12 protein-coding genes are annotated in these 16,537 nt (G+C 42.0%); 7 read left to right on the forward strand and 5 right to left on the reverse strand.

All coding sequences use genetic code 11. From position 1 onward, the window contains the following. Positions 1–119 precede the first annotated feature (119 nt). Positions 120–920 carry a hypothetical protein gene (locus BM176_RS29120; protein ID WP_090107932.1) on the reverse strand — a complete coding sequence of 267 codons (801 nt, stop codon included), beginning with the start codon at positions 918–920 and terminating at the stop codon, positions 120–122. Between the two features lie 203 nt (positions 921–1,123). Further along, positions 1,124–3,322 (reverse strand): glutamine synthetase III family protein, encoded by a 2,199-nt coding sequence (locus tag BM176_RS29125; protein ID WP_090107933.1) that lies wholly within the window; start codon positions 3,320–3,322, stop codon positions 1,124–1,126. 387 nt (positions 3,323–3,709) lie between these two features. Here BM176_RS29125 and purL point away from each other — a divergent pair, with 387 nt between their 5' ends. After that, a complete protein-coding gene (gene purL, locus BM176_RS29130; RefSeq protein WP_090107934.1) occupies positions 3,710–5,962 on the forward strand; it encodes a phosphoribosylformylglycinamidine synthase subunit PurL in 2,253 nt (750 codons plus the stop codon). A 1,250-nt stretch (positions 5,963–7,212) separates the two neighbouring features. Here purL and BM176_RS29135 read toward each other — a convergent pair. After that, complete coding sequence (locus BM176_RS29135; RefSeq protein WP_090107935.1) at positions 7,213–8,454, reverse strand: aminotransferase class I/II-fold pyridoxal phosphate-dependent enzyme; 1,242 nt, start codon at positions 8,452–8,454, stop codon at positions 7,213–7,215. A 116-nt stretch (positions 8,455–8,570) separates the two neighbouring features. Between BM176_RS29135 and pafA the strand changes: the two genes are divergently transcribed. The 3 genes from pafA (at position 8,571) to BM176_RS29150 (ending at position 11,815) form a co-directional block, all read left to right on the forward strand. Beyond that, positions 8,571–10,253 carry an alkaline phosphatase PafA gene (gene pafA, locus BM176_RS29140; protein ID WP_090107936.1) on the forward strand — a complete coding sequence of 561 codons (1,683 nt, stop codon included), beginning with the start codon at positions 8,571–8,573 and terminating at the stop codon, positions 10,251–10,253. A gap of 84 nt (positions 10,254–10,337) precedes the next feature. Beyond that, on the forward strand, positions 10,338–11,117 hold the full coding sequence (locus BM176_RS29145) for an enoyl-CoA hydratase/isomerase family protein (RefSeq protein WP_090107937.1): 780 nt from the start codon (positions 10,338–10,340) through the stop codon (positions 11,115–11,117). Positions 11,118–11,164: 47 nt separating this feature from the next. Beyond that, positions 11,165–11,815 (forward strand): hypothetical protein, encoded by a 651-nt coding sequence (locus tag BM176_RS29150; protein WP_143097951.1) that lies wholly within the window; start codon positions 11,165–11,167, stop codon positions 11,813–11,815. A gap of 73 nt (positions 11,816–11,888) precedes the next feature. Here BM176_RS29150 and BM176_RS29155 read toward each other — a convergent pair whose 3' ends face one another. Beyond that, positions 11,889–12,278, reverse strand: a complete 390-nt coding sequence (locus BM176_RS29155; RefSeq protein ID WP_090107939.1) for a hypothetical protein — start codon at positions 12,276–12,278, stop codon at positions 11,889–11,891. A 149-nt stretch (positions 12,279–12,427) separates the two neighbouring features. Between BM176_RS29155 and BM176_RS29160 the strand changes: the two genes are divergently transcribed. The 3 genes from BM176_RS29160 to BM176_RS29170 all read left to right on the forward strand — a co-directional run bounded on the left by BM176_RS29160 (position 12,428) and on the right by BM176_RS29170 (position 15,744). Next, positions 12,428–13,864, forward strand: a complete 1,437-nt coding sequence (locus tag BM176_RS29160) for a tetratricopeptide repeat protein (protein ID WP_090107940.1) — start codon at positions 12,428–12,430, stop codon at positions 13,862–13,864. A 260-nt stretch (positions 13,865–14,124) separates the two neighbouring features. Further along, positions 14,125–14,889 carry a phosphosulfolactate synthase gene (locus tag BM176_RS29165; RefSeq protein ID WP_090107941.1) on the forward strand — a complete coding sequence of 255 codons (765 nt, stop codon included), beginning with the start codon at positions 14,125–14,127 and terminating at the stop codon, positions 14,887–14,889. Positions 14,890–15,006: 117 nt separating this feature from the next. Beyond that, positions 15,007–15,744, forward strand: coding sequence for a shikimate dehydrogenase family protein (locus BM176_RS29170; RefSeq protein ID WP_090107942.1), 738 nt, complete (start codon positions 15,007–15,009; stop codon positions 15,742–15,744). Between the two features lies 1 nt (position 15,745). On the opposite strand, the gene BM176_RS29175 is transcribed toward BM176_RS29170, so the two are convergent. Beyond that, complete coding sequence (locus BM176_RS29175) at positions 15,746–16,537, reverse strand: class I SAM-dependent methyltransferase (protein WP_090107943.1); 792 nt, start codon at positions 16,535–16,537, stop codon at positions 15,746–15,748.

Below are 16,537 nucleotides of genomic sequence, written 5' to 3' on the forward strand. Positions count from 1 at the left end.
ATTGATACCAACAGGTACTAAAAAATATATGACCCGCCAGGGCGGGCCATATATTTTTTAGTTTTTATAGAAACTGACCTTTTTAGTCAGCCTCTCATGATACCCTGAGCCATATCATATTATTTACAGGAGTACTGGATGTCCAGTGTACCTATGAGATATGTTAAAAAAGTTGGATGGAGATAATCTTTTCCTTTAGATGCAATATGTGTTGGAAGTCCGTATTTATTGAATGCAGTAGCATTTAAACTATTATTCAGGCTGTAATCTCTATCCATGAACTGCCATAAGGGATTAGTCAGATGGAAGTTTACCTTATTATCATAGTTACCATAAACATCTACATATTGAGGATCATCGCCATGTTTGGTGACTACAGAATCCAGGTTCCCCATATTATTATAATAAAAATACTGATTCCGGACTCCAAATTCCTGTACCTCATTGAGTGATATGACCCTGTTGTGGGAATCATATTGAAAGGTGGTAACGAGAATAAGTATTGGAACATCAGGTATTTTAATGGGATTATCACCAATAATACCGGAGTAAAACGAGCTGTCCTGAATCACCCGGTTTCTTCCATCATATTTAAACCGGTGCCAGAATTCAAACAGATCGCCATAATTTCCGTTATGATAAGCGCCGATAGCATCAGTGACTCTGTTTTGTTGATCATGCCTGAACAGGTAATTAGTGGCCCCGGTTGCTGTGGGAATATGATTAATGCGTAGGGGTGTTCCTTTTGCATCATATTCAAAATCGGCTGTATAATTGCCATACAGAGGATCCTGATTCGTTAATTTAACGATCTGGCATAATTGCGGTTGACAGTCCGGATCGGGTTTGTCACAACCAGAAAATAACAAGTTAGCAGTAATAAAAACTGCTGAAAGAAACAGTATAGAATTCTTTTTCATGTGAGGTGGGTTGAGAAGGGTTAAGAGAGTGTGAAATGATTAATATACGCGCTACAGGGTACACAAATTAATTACGGGAATGGAATATGGAAGCAGGGGGTATACGGTTATTAGGGCTAACTGAAGATAAGAATAATTCTTAGAAACACAAAGCCCCGGATGAAGATCCGGGGCTAATCATACACCAAAACAATCTTACGGTTTTATCGCAAGAAAAGCAGCTCTCTGTACTTGGGCAGTGCCCACATTTTGTCATCCACAAGGAACTCCAGTTTATCGGAGTGGTATCGGATCACATCAAAGTACGGCTTAATTTTTTCACAGTAATCTATAGCTTTCTGACGGCTGTCGCTAACTTTGTTAGCTACTTTACGCGCCTCTATCATAGCCTGTACGTTCTCACTGATGACGTTTACATGTTCAGCGATTTTTTCAGCAATCTGTTTCTGTGCTTTCACAGCAGAATCTCCCAGACCTATTTCTTTTAAACCACGGATATTTTCTACCAGTGTGTTCATGTAGCTGATTGCTGAAGGGAGGATAGTGTTAGTTGCCAGGTCGCCGATTACGCGGGCTTCGATCTGTACTTTCTTCACATAATCCTCAAGAAGAATCTCATGACGTGCATGTAATTCTTTCTCGTTGTATACTCCAACTTCTGAGAAAAGTTTAGAAGATTTGGAAGTAACGAATGCATCCAGAGCCTGAGGAGTAGTTTTTACGTTAGGTAAACCTCTTCTTTCAGCTTCTTTTTCCCACTCTTCACTATATCCGTCGCCTTCAAATAAAACTTTTTCCGAATCTACAATATATTTCCGAAGAGTTTGCATAATAGCAATCTCTTTTTTCTCGCCTTTTTCGATCAGTGCATCCACTTCTACTTTGAAGTTAGTCAGTGTTTTAGCAACGATAGTATTCAATACTGTCATGGCTGATGCGCAGTTTGCAGAAGAACCTACAGCGCGGAATTCAAACTTGTTACCAGTGAAGGCAAAAGGTGAAGTACGGTTACGGTCGGTGTTGTCAAGCAACAGTTCTGGAATATGACGGTGCAGATCCAGTTTCAGGATAGCTTCGTCCTGCTCATCGAACTTGTTGTTCACGCGGGTTTTAACTTCCTGCAGTACATCGTACAGGTATTTACCGGAGAACACAGAGATGATAGCCGGAGGTGCTTCGTTAGCACCCAGACGGAAGTCATTGCTTGGTGAAGCAATAGAAGCTCTCATCAGATCAGCATAATCATGAACCGCTTTGATCGTGTTTACGAAGAAAGTCAGGAACATCAGGTTGGTCTTCGGTGTTTTACCGGGAGCCAGCAAGTTTACACCAGTGTCGGTAGCCATGCTCCAGTTGTTATGTTTACCGGAACCATTGATACCTGCAAATGGTTTCTCATGCAATAATACTTTCAGCTTATGACGTTTGGCCACTTTAGCCATTACATCCATCAGCAGGGAGTTGTGATCTACTGCAATGTTCACTTCTTCAAAGATAGGAGCACACTCAAACTGAGAAGGTGCAACTTCATTGTGACGGGTTCTTAAAGGAATACCCAGTTTGTAAGATTCTTCTTCGAAATCGCGCATGAAAGCATATGCACGCTCAGGAATGGAACCAAAGTAATGATCTTCCAGCTGCTGGCCTTTTGAAGGAGCATGGCCAACTACTGTACGGCCACACATTACCAGGTCAGGACGGGCATTAGCCAGGGCCTCATCAACGATGAAGTATTCCTGTTCCCAACCCAATGTGGCAGTGATCTTGGTTACATTTTTATCGAAGTAGTTACATACGTCTACAGCGGCTTTATCCAGTGCAGAAAGAGCTTTCAGCAATGGAGCCTTGTAATCCAGCGATTCGCCGGTGTAAGCAACAAATATAGTAGGAATGCAAAGTGTTTTGCCTGCTCCCTGTTCCAGGATGAATGGAGGAGAAGATGGATCCCATGCAGTGTAACCACGGGCTTCAAAAGTAGCACGTAAACCACCGTTAGGAAAACTTGAAGCATCTGGTTCCTGTTGAACAAGTGCATCACCATCAAAAGTTTCCAGCGCAGAGCCATCACCTTTCAGGGTAAAGAAAGAATCATGCTTTTCAGCTGTAGTGCCGGTTAAAGGTTGAAACCAGTGTGTGTAGTGAGTCACACCCTTTTTCATTGCCCATTGTTTCATACCGGAAGCTATCTGCTCAGCCATTTTGCGCTCGATCTTGGTGCCGGCTTTAATAGAGTTATTTAAACTCTTATAAGCTTCGTCACTCAGGTTTTCGCGCATTGCTTTTCCTGTAAAAACATTAATACCGAAGACCTCGGTGATTTTGGTACCGGCGACTGGTTCGGGTTTGATTTTCAGATCAACGCCGGAGAGGTTTTCCAGCGCGGTGAAGCGTAACGATTGCATGCTGTAAATAATTTTACACAAAAGAACGCTCTTGTGCTTACATAAGCAAGAAATAAGTTGATTTTAACTAAAAAATTACATTTTGAGGGTAAAAAGGGTTAATTTTTTAATTTTTAAATAAAAAAATAAGGGTGACAAACTTCTAAACTAATACATTAAAAAAATAATAATTTGTATATGCTGCTAAAGTTGTGCGCTACAGGTAGTAAATTGAAGATGTATAGCAGTTAAATGCTCAAAATACAGCATTTACTGTGATCATTTGCCTCATATGTAATATATAATAGCAATCCCTTCTGATGAAGTCCCAATATCCTTTGTCAATTGCAGGAAAAACTTGTAGTTTCGCATCTTCTTTTTATCTATCGTACTCATACTTTTAGTTACATGCAAACTACAGAAACTACAGATAAGTTTTCCCAAACTACTGTTGAAACTGCCGAACAGCTTGGTCTTACTGCTGACGAATTTGAACGTATTGTTAGTATACTTGGCCGCACTCCTAATTTTACCGAATTAAGTATGTACTCTGTAATGTGGAGTGAGCATTGCAGTTACAAGAATTCAATTGTATGGCTGAAATCCTTGCCCCGTGAAGGAGAACGCCTCCTTGTGAAAGCAGGAGAGGAGAATGCCGGTCTGGTAGATATTGGCGATGGCTATGCCTGCGTATTTAAAATTGAATCTCATAATCACCCATCTGCAATTGAACCCTTCCAGGGTGCTGCTACAGGTGTGGGCGGGATCCACCGTGATATCTTTACCATGGGCGCTCGTCCTATCGCAGCATTGAATTCCCTGCGCTTTGGTAATCTCAACGATAAAAAAACACAACACCTGTTAAAAGGTATTGTACATGGTATAGGCCACTACGGCAACTGCTTTGGTGTTCCTACTGTGGGTGGTGAAGCATACTTTGAAGACTGCTACGGTACCAATCCTCTGGTAAATGCCATGAGCGTAGGCATCGTGAAAGTGGGACAAACAGTATCCGCTACCTCTTATGGTGCAGGTAACCCTGTATTCATTGTAGGCTCTGCTACCGGTAAAGATGGTATCGGCGGTGCTTCTTTTGCCAGCGCAAATATCACTGAAGACAGCGTGGAAGATTTGCCATCCGTACAGGTAGGCGATCCTTTCCAGGAAAAGAAACTGCTGGAAGCCTGCCTGGAAATTATCCCAACAGGTGCACTGGTAGGTATGCAGGACATGGGTGCTGCGGGCATTACCTGCTCTACTGCCGAAATGAGCGCCAAAGGAGAACATGGTATGATCATTCACCTGGACAAGGTTCCTACCCGTCAGGAGAATATGAAAGCATGGGAAATGCTGCTGAGCGAAAGCCAGGAAAGAATGCTGATCGTATTGCACAAAGGCCAGGAAGCTGAAGTGCTGAAAATATTTGAAAAATGGGATCTGCACTGCGTACAGATCGGTGAAGTAACGACAGACAAAAATCTGAAGTTCTATATGAACGGTCACCTGGAAGCAGATGTGCCGGCAGAAAGTATGGTACTCGGTGGCGGTGCTCCTCAATACCACCGTGCATATACAGAACCCGCTTACTTTGAAAAGGTTAAGGCATTTGATATCCAGAATATTCAGGATACCCTCCATGCACGCTTCGCGGCGGAAAGACTGGCCAAACTGCCTAACATTGCTTCTAAGCGCTGGATCTATACCCAGTACGACAGCATGGTAGGTACTGCCAATGCCAGCACCAATGCTCCAAGCGATGCTGCTATTGTGACTGTAAAGGGTACTAAAAAGACACTCGCAGTGACTACAGACTGTAACAGCCGCTATGTATTTGCAGACCCGCATACCGGCGGTCAGATCGCTGTAGCTGAAGCTGCCCGTAACATTGTGTGCAGTGGTGGTGAACCGGTAGCAATTACCAACTGTCTGAACTTTGGTAATCCTTACGATCCGGAAGTATACTATCAGTTCGTATACGCCCTGAAGGGAATGGGTGAAGCCTGCCGTAAATTTAATACGCCTGTTACCGGTGGTAACGTGAGTTTCTATAACCAGTCTCCTGATGGCCCTGTATATCCAACACCGACGATTGGTATGCTGGGTATACTGGATAGCATTGAACAGCGTATAACTCTGAACTTTAAAGAAACAGGACACCTTGTATACCTGGTAGGCAGAAGCCGCAATGATATCAGCAGCTCCGAATACCTTCACAAGCTGTTAGGAATTGAATACAGCCCTGCGCCTCACTTCCACCTGGAAGAGGAGCAACAGCTGCAACAAGCTATCGCAAAACTGAATAAAGCAGGATTATTGCAATCTGCTCATGATGTAAGTGAAGGCGGACTGTTCATTACCCTGCTGGAAAGCGCTATGGCCGGCGGACTTGGTTTTGATATCCAGACAAACAGCAATTTCCGTAAGGATGCTTACCTGTTTGGTGAAAGCCAGAGCCGCGTGGTAGTAACAATCAGACCTGACGATAAAGAGAAGTTCGAATCGCTGTTACATAGCCTGGTAGATGCTTCTGACTATTCCGTTCGTTTCGAGAAGATAGGATTAGTACATGGTGAGCAGGTAGTAATTGATGGTGAAAGCTGGGGTATTGTTGCTGATTGGAAATACAACTATGATACCTCCCTGGAGTCTCATTTAGTATAAAAATACTCACAAAAAAAATTAACAAGTGCAGTGTATATCCCACATGGGTGTTATGCTGCACTTTTTGTCTTTTTATTGTTGTACATCATACACTTATAAATTTTAAGACCCCTGCAATCTTCCACGGTATTGGGTTTTCCACGATCATTCTAATTATTGTATAACATATTCGTTTTAACAACTCATTAACAAAATCCCATCTTCGTGTGAGCTTATATAGCAGTGAGAAGCCTACTTTTGATAAAGAGAGATGCAAACACATACGGTCTGATATCATAAAGACCACCCTATAAAAATATTTATCCTTGGAGTCAAAAGATTCCTATCCTATGAAAGAGGCTCATTAAAAGCCACCTATAATTTTGGAGTCATTAAGATTCCCTATCCTATGAAGAGGCGGTAAAAGACCACCTACTTATTTATCCGGAGTCACAAGATTCCCTATCCTATGAAGAGGCGGTAAAAGGCCACCTGTCTATTTATCCTGAATCACATAGATTCACTATCCTATGAAAGAGGTTGGTAAAAGACCACCTGTCTTATTTATCCTGGAATCATTAAGATTCCCTATCCTATGAAAGAGGCGGTAAAAGACCACCTACTTATTTATCCTGGAATCACAAGATTCCTATCCCTATGAAAGAGATCTTTAAGTAGATCACCTTATTTGTGGAATCCCGAGATTCCATTACTCTATGAAGACCAATTTACGTTCTACCATGTCCTAATGAAAGCTATGTGATTTATTACACCTAGTGAGAAGAAAAATTTAAATTTGAAGCCCCGGATTTACCGGGGCTTCACTGTTTTCACTACCTCCCATTTCAATAAATTAATAACCAGAGAGCTCTTGGATCAACTCCAATAGGGGATTGATTGTACCAGTATTCTTATATGCTTATAAGCTGGAAGGCCTTTCCCTATATGGTTCTTATATGCTTAGCTTATAGGAACCATATAACCAGCTTGGAAGCAGGATATAAGCAGCTTATAAGCAATATTATATAATGCAGTACCAGTAATGGTTTCAGGCAGTATTTTGACTGTCTTATCTTAAGCTTACTTTCCTGGTTAAAATAATCCTGTTTAAAGTTTGCAGAAGGTTGAGTCAAAGCCACAGAGGGGCTTCCTGTTTGCAGAAATATTAACGGAGTTCAAATAAATAGGGCTGACCTTTGGCCAGCCCATTTAAACAACAAAGGCTCCTTCTGGAGCCTTTGTTGTTTAATATAGTTAGATGATCTGATGGATTATACCATTGGAATCTCAGCCACCTTGTATTCTTTCTTATCCAGTTTGGCTTTGGTCTGGGTAAAAGCTTCCAGCGTCAGTTCTATATCCTCATCGCCATGAGCAGCGGTAGGGATAAGACGGTAGATGATCTGACCTTTAGGTATAACAGGATATACCACGATAGAACAGAAAATGTTATAGTTCTCACGCAGATCCAGGCACATTGCAGTAGCCTCTGGAATATCTCCCTGCAGGTAAATAGGCGTAACAGGAGAGTTAGTTCTGCCTATGTCGAAGCCACGGTCACGGAGGCCCTTCTGGAGCTTATTTACGTTTTCCCACAGCTTTGCTTTCATTTCCGGATGTTTACGCATCAGTTCCACACGCTTTAAGTGACCTATCACTAATGGCAAAGGAATAGATTTCGCAAAGATCTGGGAACGTGAGTTATATCGCAGATAGTTGATGATGGCTTTATCGCCGCTGATGAAAGCGCCGATAGAAGCTCCGGATTTTGCAAAAGTGTTGAACAGCAGGTCAATTTTATCTTGTACACCTTGTTCTTCACCTGTACCGGCACCGGTTTTACCCATAGTACCAAATCCATGTGCATCGTCTACCATGAAACGGAATTCATATTTATCTTTCAGTGCAGCAATTTCTTTCAGTTTACCCTGATCGCCGGCCATACCAAATACACCTTCAGTGATTACCAAAATTCCCCCACCGGAAGTTTTGGCCAGTTCTTCAGCGCGTTTCAGTTGTTTTTCGCAATCTTCTATATCATTGTGTTTGAACACATAACGGTGGCCCTGGTGAAGGCGCAACCCGTCAATGATACTGGCGTGGCACTCTGCATCATATACGATAATGTCTCTGCGGTTACAGATAGCATCGATAGAGCTCATAATACCCTGATAACCATAATTAAGCAGTGTAGTGTCTTCCTTGCCCATAAAGTCGGATAATTCTTTCTCCAGCTTCTCATGGTAATTGGTATTACCACTCATCATGCGGGCTCCCATTGGAGTAGCAAGTCCGTAGTCTGCTGCTGCTTTGGCATCCGTAGCGCGTACCTCAGGATGGTTAGCCAGTCCCAGGTAGTTGTTCAGGCTCCAAACAATTTTTTCATTACCCCTGAAATTCATACGGGGACCTATTTCACCTTCCAGCTTGGGAAAAGCAAAATAACCATGAGCTCTATTTGAGTGTTCGCCAATCGGGCCCATGTGTTTAAGCAGTTTCTCGAATATATCCATATGTTAATTAATGATTAATAATGATTGTTTAAACCGGACACAAAGGTATTAAAATATTACTTTTTGTAAACTTGAGTTACTTTTATAAAGTGAACAATAATCAAGAAACAAGAATCATGAACTGGAAATTTCTCCCTGGTATCCTTTTGATAACATGCTTATTTACTTCGCTAAGCGTATTTGCACAAAAGGCAACTTCACCTAAACCAGGTTACACAACTTCTCTAAGTAACACTGTTATTTCAAAAAACGTTAATCGTCCCAGACTGGTGGTCGGTATAGTGGTGGATCAAATGCGTTGGGACTACTTATACCGCTACTCTGACCGTTATACTGATGGTGGCTTTAAACGGCTGCTGAGAGAAGGATTCTCCTGCGAAAATACATTAATTAATTATACTCCTACGATAACAGCTTGCGGACATACCTGTATCTATACCGGTTCTGTACCTGCCGTACACGGAATTATTGGTAATAGCTGGTACAGTCGCGAGTTGGGGAGAGACCTCTACTGTGCTGAAGATACTTCCGTAAGTACAGTTGGGAGTACTTCCAATGCTGGAAAAATGAGCCCGCGTAACATGTTGGTAACTACTATCGGGGATGAATTGCGATTGTCAAACAACTTCCAGAGTAAGGTAATAGGCGTAGCTATTAAAGACAGGGGCTCCATCCTTCCTGCTGGCCATAGTGCTACTGCTGCCTACTGGTATGATGGTAGTACGGGCAACTGGATCAGCAGTACCTATTATATGAAAGAACTGCCATCCTGGGCAAAGGACTTTAATAGTGAAAAATGGCCTGCACGCTATCTTAGCCAGCCATGGACTACTTTATATCCAATTAATACCTACACACTGAGTACGGGGGATAATAAAGCTTATGAAGGCCGTTATATGGGAGCCACGGCAACTGTATTTCCGCACGATCTGAATGTGGCCCCTGCCAGAGATATCTCTTCCACTCCTTTTGGCAATACTATGACGCTGGAATTTGCTAAGAAAGCAATGGATGCCTACCAGTTAGGTAAAGGGTCTGTAACGGATATGCTGGCAATCAGCCTGTCGTCTACCGATTATGTAGGGCATCAGTTTGGTCCTAATTCAATCGAAATTGAAGACGTTTATCTGCGTCTGGATAAAGACCTGGATAACTTCTTTAAATATCTGGACGCGACTGTAGGGAAAGGGCAGTATACTTTTTTCATTACAGCAGATCATGGGGTAGCACATGTACCCGGCTTTATGGAGGAAAATAAATTACCAGGCAAAGCATGGCGCGATACTAAGCTGGTTACTACCCTGAATCAGATCGTGAAAGATCGTTTTGGTGTGGAAAAAGCAATCATTGCTTCGGATAATTTCCAGTTAAGCCTTGACCACGATGCTATCGCTAATACGGGGAAACCTGAAAAAGAAATCCGGGACCTGATCATTGCCAATCTGCTGAAACAACCGGCTATTGCCAATGCATTTTCTCTTACAGAACTAATGACCACCACTTTACCGGAACCTATGCGTTCCATGATAGCTAACGGTTTTAATATGAAACGCAGCGGAGATATCCAATATGTATTATTGCCGGGTTATATCGAAGGTGGGTTAACTGGTACTACACATGGCGTATGGAATCCTTATGATGCGCATATTCCGCTGGTATGGATGGGTTGGGGCATTCACCCTGGTCATAGTAACCGGACTGTTGGGATGACTGACATTACTCCTACACTTGCTGCTTTACTACATATACAAATGCCCAGTGGGAACGTTGGGAAAGTGATCGAAGAGATCACACAATAAATTGGATTGACAATTTCAGATTGCAGAATTTCACAGGTTCTTGCTATATTCATTCTGCAATCTGAAATTGCCAATACGAAATAAATGACGTTTGAACATATCCTATATAATGTAACAACACGCATCGCCACTATAACTTTGCATCGTCCGGAAAAGCGTAATGCGCTTAACGGTGCCATGGTAGCAGAGTTACAGTCTGCTTTTCAACTGGCAGAAAAAGATGTAAACGTAAAGGTGATTATATTGAAAGGCTCCGGCGAAGCATTTTGTGCTGGAGCAGATCTTGAATATCTACAACAGCTTCAGAAAAATACAAGAGCAGAAAATCTCGCCGATTCCCGCGCACTGATGCAACTCATGCAACAGATCTATTATCATGACAAGGTGGTTATTGCCCAGGTGGAAGGACATGCCATAGCCGGCGGATGCGGACTGGTTACCCTTTGCGACCTGAGTTATGCCATACCGGAAGCATTGTTGGGCTACACAGAAGTGAAAATTGGGTTTATACCTGCATTGGTAGCTGTTTTCCTGGTAAGGAAGATAGGAGAAGGACGTGCCAGGGATCTATTATTGACGGGAAGACTGGTACCTGCTCAGAAAGCGGAAGACTATGGCCTTTTAAACCAGGTAATTCCAGCTAGTGATATAGCTTCTCATGTAGCAAAAGTTGCAGAAGATCTTTGCAGCGGCACTTCTGCCAATTCCCTAAAAGTGACTAAAAAATTAATCTCCGGAGTACTGGATCAATCCCTTGATGAAGCCCTGGAACAGGCAGCCCAAATGAATGCTGCTACCCGCGAACATGCTGATTGTCAACGGGGTATTCAGGCGTTTCTGACAAAGGAAAAAATGAAATGGTAAACCGGTATGATTTTTTCAATATACCTATGAAACATACAACATTTGTTATGCAGAAATATCTATTAATGCTGCTGTTATCCAGCCTTGTCACCGGCGGGCTAACTGCACAGCGCCTGGTATCAGACGCAAAGATTGTTTATCGTATAGAAAGACCTGCCCAACAGCCTGGAGATCTTACTTTTGAAGGAAGCACATTTACTCAATATCTAAAAGGACATCAAAGCCGTGTTGACATCGACTTTAAACTTGTTCATTACAGTTACCTCATCGATAGCCGGAATGAAACAGTGGTAACGCTGATTGATAATAATGGCGATAAATACCTGATCCGCGCAGGAAAAGATGAGTATGAAAAAGACCTGAAACAATATTCTGGTGTACAATTTATTGATAGTAAAGAAACTAAGGAAATAGCCGGGTATACCTGCAAAAGGGCTGTTGGTAAATTAGCTGACGGTCAAACTATAGAGGTGTATTACAGTCCTGATCTGGTACCTGAAAACAAACAGTTTAACCGCCGGTTCGTTAATCTGAAAGGGATTCCTTTACAGTTTGAGGTGCTTAACAAGAATGGTACTAAAATGACGATGATTGCTACAAAGGTGGATCTGTTCCCGGTACCCGGTTCTTATTTCGATACACCCAAATCTGGTTACAAAGAAATCAGCAGGGAAGAGTTGATGAAAATGGGAAATTAATGTATAAAAACAAAAAGGCTTCGGAAACCCGAAGCCTTTTTTATAGCAAAAATGCAAAATCAGAGTTGATTAATTAATTCCGTTTCAAAGGCAGTACAATCTGCAGATGATGGAAATTCATGTTCGAAGGTTGCTGTACCTGTGTTGCATAAGGCAGCACATAAGTAACGTTTCCCTTCTTAAAACTCATTACTGACTTTATGTTAAACGCCACAGCGTTATTATTATCAGATGATAGCTTAAAAGTTGAGTTCATAGAACCACTGTAACGAAAACCTGCATCGAGGCTTAAGTTGGCTTTAGGCATCAGCGATAATCCGCTTTCTGTTTTCTTAATCTTGTCTTTATTCTTGTCAGTTATTATGTTGTCACTGGCATGTGCATTCATGGCAACTACTGCCAGTGTGCCTGCCAAAAAGAAAGACAATGAGAGAGCCTGAAATATGTTAGTTATCTTCTTCATTGTGTCACAAATGTACAAACTTTTCAATATATTTTATAACAAATCCTTAACTAAGTTACGATAATTTCCTAAACAAATGTTAAAGTTTTCATAATACTTGCTTTCTCCAGCCATAGTGCCCGATTCAAAAATTTCTTATATTTACATTAATGAATCAAGACTTTCCATTTTTGAACGAAGATTTTGAGGAGCTTAGAGACTTGTTGCAGCAGTTTGAAAACCTGAAATCTGGCCAGTCTCATTCCTTTCTCGATGAGGATTCCTTTGAACTGATCATAGACTATTATGATGAGCACGATGAACTCCCCAATGCTATGCACGCTGCTGAACTAGCAATCGAGCAGTTCCCTTATTCTTCTTCTCTCTTGTTAAAGAAAGCCAATCTGCTTATTGAATCAAAAAAATACCAGGATGCTATGGAGCTGCTTGAAAAAGCTGCCATTCTGGATAGCACAGATATTAACCTGTATATCCTGCAAGCGGATGTATTCCTGGCCATGAACCAGCACACTAAGGCAGCAGCCTTGCTGGAAGAGCAGATTGCCATATTTGACGGAGAAGATAAGACAGAACTGTTACTGGAACTGGCTGATGTGTACGACGACTGTGAAGAATTCGACAAAGTATTCGATTGCCTCAAACTTACATTGGAGCACGATCCAAATAATGAAGAAGCACTGCATAAAATCTGCTTCTGGACAGAATTTACCGGAAGAAACGAAGAAAGCATCCGCCTTCATACCACTATTATAGACGAACATCCTTATAATCAGCTGGCCTGGTTTAACCTGGCGACTGCCTACCAGGGATTAAAACTCTACGAAAAAGCAATTGATGCCTACCAGTATGCTATTGTGATCGATGAGAAATTCGATTATGCCTATCGCAACATGGGGGATGCCTACATCCGCTTACGTAAATATGCAGAGGCTATCGAAGTGCTGAAAAAGCACCTGGAAATAGCCAAACCAGAAGATGTAATCTATGAGGCAATCGGCCACTGTTACGAACGGCAGCGTAAATACACACAGGCAAGATATTACTATCGTAAAGCGTCACATCTGAGCCCTGGCGACGATAAGCTGTATTACAAAATAGGGGTGGCTTACATGACAGAATCCAACTGGGAAAATGCCATTAAGTCTATTATGAGCGCTATCAAAATCAATAAAAACAGCGCGGAATACCTGATAGCACTGGGACAATGCTACATGGAGCTGGACAGAAATAAAGAGGGACTCATTCATCTCCTGGCGGCAGTACGGTTACGCCCTTCCAGTATCACCACCTGGCAGGAATTTATCCGTGGCCTTTATATCTCAGGCTTTTACCAGGAAGCACTCTCCCAACTGGATGCGGCAGACCAGAAGCTGGGATACAAGCCCGTATTGTTATACTACCGGGCCGCCATCTCAATTGCTTTGGGTAAGTCTAAAGAAGGGATGATCCTGCTGGAAAATGCTTTACAACGCTCAGTAAAACATGTGAAAAAATTCATAGAACTGGATCCTTCATTATTGCAACACAATGCTATTGTGGAGATGATATCCCGTTATAAACGTACAAAACGCACTAAAAATCAATAATATAGCGTCACGCTTATACCAAATGCGAAACGCTGAACGTTCAAAGCAATGCGTTCGGTGTTTCGCATTTTGCGTTTGCAAAAAATTCTTATTTGAGGCTGTTTAATTGGAATGTAGTAATTTTGCGCCGGTTTTATATACACATATTATATTTGGCTTAAATAATACTATTCCGTACACTATTCTTATGAAGGTCCGTCCTAAGTGCCTTTATAGTTTAGATGTTAGGGTTACTGACCAGGACGATAAAAATGTTTTAAATGAATTTTAATCTGACACAAATTCCCGATCGGACACAGAAGCCTCGTAACCATGGATTGACTATGGTGATGGACAAAGGACTTAGTTTGGAAGAAGCAAAGAATTTTTTATCGGTCGCGTCGCCACACGTAGATATTTTGAAACTGGGCTTTGGGACCTCTTTCGTTACGCCTAATCTGCGGGAAAAGATCGAAATATATCAGGCGGCTAATATCCCTGTATATTTTGGGGGAACATTATTCGAAGCTTTCCTGATCCGGAATCAGTTTGAAGAGTATGTGAATATAATCAAGGATTATGGGATCACTATGATGGAAGTATCAGATGGTTCTATCACTATCCCTCATGCTGAGAAATGCGGCTACATTGAGAAATTAGCCAAACATGGAATGGTACTGAGCGAAGTAGGTTCTAAAGATGCAGAACACATTATCCCTCCTTACAAATGGATAGAGCTGATGAGTGCTGAATTAAGTGCAGGTGCTACCTACGTGATAGCAGAAGCGCGTGAAAGCGGTAACGTTGGCATCTACCGTGGTACCGGTGAAGTACGTGAAGGATTGGTACAGGAAATCCTGACCCAGATCCCTGCAGAAAAGATCATCTGGGAGGCTCCACAGAAAGCACAACAGTTATATTTCCTGGAATTGATAGGTTGTAATGCTAACCTGGGTAATCTGGCTCCTCATGAAGTAATTTCCCTGGAAGCAATGCGTGTTGGCCTAAGAGGCGACACTTTCCATTTATTCCTGAATAAAGAATAATTAACCAGAGCAGACTAAAAGTACCTGAAGTGCTGAATTACAAGTACTTTTAGTCTGCTGTTCTTGTATATTATAAGCAGCAACCTTTTTTCGATCAGTTGCCTAATTATTTCAGTTATGAAAGTTTACGGTCTTATTGGCTACCCGCTGAGCCATTCGTTTTCCAAAGATTTTTTTGCAGAAAAGTTTGCCAGGGAAAATATTAAAGATTGTATATACGAGAGCTTTCCGCTGCCTGCCATAAAAGAGTTGAAACCTCTGCTTGCCAGTCAGCCTGAATTATTAGGTCTGAATGTAACCATCCCCTATAAGGAAGCTGTTATTCCTTATCTCGATGAACTAAGTCCTGCTGCTGCACAAATCAAAGCTGTAAACTGTATTCGCATTATTGATGGTGTGAAAACCGGCTTTAATACGGATGCCATAGGTTTCAGAAGGTCGTTGGAGCCACTACTCCAATCTCATCATACCAATGCATTGATCCTGGGCACTGGTGGTGCTGCCAAAGCTGTACAATATGTACTGGAAGCTCTGAATATCCCTTATAAGCTGGTGAGCCGCAAGGCCGCTCATGATGGTGCCGTTACCTACGACCAGCTGGATGCGGAGGTAATGGAAGAACACACAATTATCATCAATACAACTCCGCTGGGAATGTATCCCAATGCAGAAGCTGCTCCTGAATTACCTTATAACTTCCTTTCCTCTCAACACCTGTTATACGATCTGATCTATAATCCGGCCATGACAGCTTTCCTGAAACATGGTGCCGATAAAGGTGCTACCATCAAGAATGGGCATGAAATGCTCATCCTGCAGGCCGAAGCCAGCTGGGAAATATGGAATGATCTGTAAATCAGTGAATCATATAGTATACGCAGGTAGTCACAAAATTCCTGAAGAAAGGTATTTTGGCTATAGGTCCCCATTGCTTGCGTGCACTCACACCAAACTTATACTTGTAGATTGGGTTAATAAGATAGAATTGCTTTTTCGTGATGCCATAACCTTGTTGCTTCACGATTTTCTCAAAGCGTTCTATTGAAATGCCCGTGTCCTTGATCTCCATTAATTCATCAATCACAGACTGATCTTCCTTAAATGCACGTAAAATTCCTTTGTATAGTGGGTTAGGGAGTAAGTGAATGTAAGGCATCATATTCAGCACTTTGCTGCGGCATGTTTGCTGATGTCCGCCGTGTGGCATATACCAGGGGGGAAACCCAAAATATACCTGACCCCTTGGGGTGAGTAGATTTTTAAGATAACCAATGATCTTGGCCTGATCGGGAATATGTTCAATAGCATCTTTCAGGATGATGAGATCGAAAGAGTTTTTGAACTCTCCCAGGAAATCAACATCATAAATATTTTTATTGATGAGCTGCATGAGGCCCGCATCAACATATTGTTTCAGGAATTCGTGTCCCAGCGCAATCTTATCGTCAGAAAGGTCTACGCCAACACAATGACATCCTCTCTCCAGGAACGGAATTAATACACCGCCTTCCCCACAACCAATTTCCATGATCCGGATATCTGATGTAATGGGCAGGGCAGATTCAATAAAGGGCATCACGTAGTTAATGGAATTATCTACCTGCTGCTGGTATCTGATATTTGCGTTACTGTGTTGTACTAAGGACAT

Origin of the sequence: Chitinophaga sp. CF118, from assembly GCF_900112615.1 — a bacterium.
Taxonomy (GTDB): domain Bacteria; phylum Bacteroidota; class Bacteroidia; order Chitinophagales; family Chitinophagaceae; genus Chitinophaga.

Excerpts from the sequence above, each read along its gene's own strand:
- pafA (WP_090107936.1), top strand. The coding sequence starts at position 8,571 with ATGAACTGGAAATTTCTCCCTGGTATCCTTTTGATAACATGCTTATTT.
- BM176_RS29135 (WP_090107935.1), bottom strand. The coding sequence starts at position 8,454 with ATGGATATATTCGAGAAACTGCTTAAACACATGGGCCCGATTGGCGAA.
- purL (WP_090107934.1), top strand. The coding sequence starts at position 3,710 with ATGCAAACTACAGAAACTACAGATAAGTTTTCCCAAACTACTGTTGAA.
- BM176_RS29160 (WP_090107940.1), top strand. The coding sequence starts at position 12,428 with ATGAATCAAGACTTTCCATTTTTGAACGAAGATTTTGAGGAGCTTAGA.
- BM176_RS29145 (WP_090107937.1), top strand. The coding sequence starts at position 10,338 with ATGACGTTTGAACATATCCTATATAATGTAACAACACGCATCGCCACT.
- BM176_RS29165 (WP_090107941.1), top strand. The coding sequence starts at position 14,125 with ATGAATTTTAATCTGACACAAATTCCCGATCGGACACAGAAGCCTCGT.
- BM176_RS29150 (WP_143097951.1), top strand. The coding sequence starts at position 11,165 with ATGCAGAAATATCTATTAATGCTGCTGTTATCCAGCCTTGTCACCGGC.
- BM176_RS29120 (WP_090107932.1), bottom strand. The coding sequence starts at position 920 with ATGAAAAAGAATTCTATACTGTTTCTTTCAGCAGTTTTTATTACTGCT.
- BM176_RS29175 (WP_090107943.1), bottom strand. The coding sequence starts at position 16,537 with ATGTCCTTAGTACAACACAGTAACGCAAATATCAGATACCAGCAGCAG.
- BM176_RS29155 (WP_090107939.1), bottom strand. The coding sequence starts at position 12,278 with ATGAAGAAGATAACTAACATATTTCAGGCTCTCTCATTGTCTTTCTTT.
- BM176_RS29170 (WP_090107942.1), top strand. The coding sequence starts at position 15,007 with ATGAAAGTTTACGGTCTTATTGGCTACCCGCTGAGCCATTCGTTTTCC.
- BM176_RS29125 (WP_090107933.1), bottom strand. The coding sequence starts at position 3,322 with ATGCAATCGTTACGCTTCACCGCGCTGGAAAACCTCTCCGGCGTTGAT.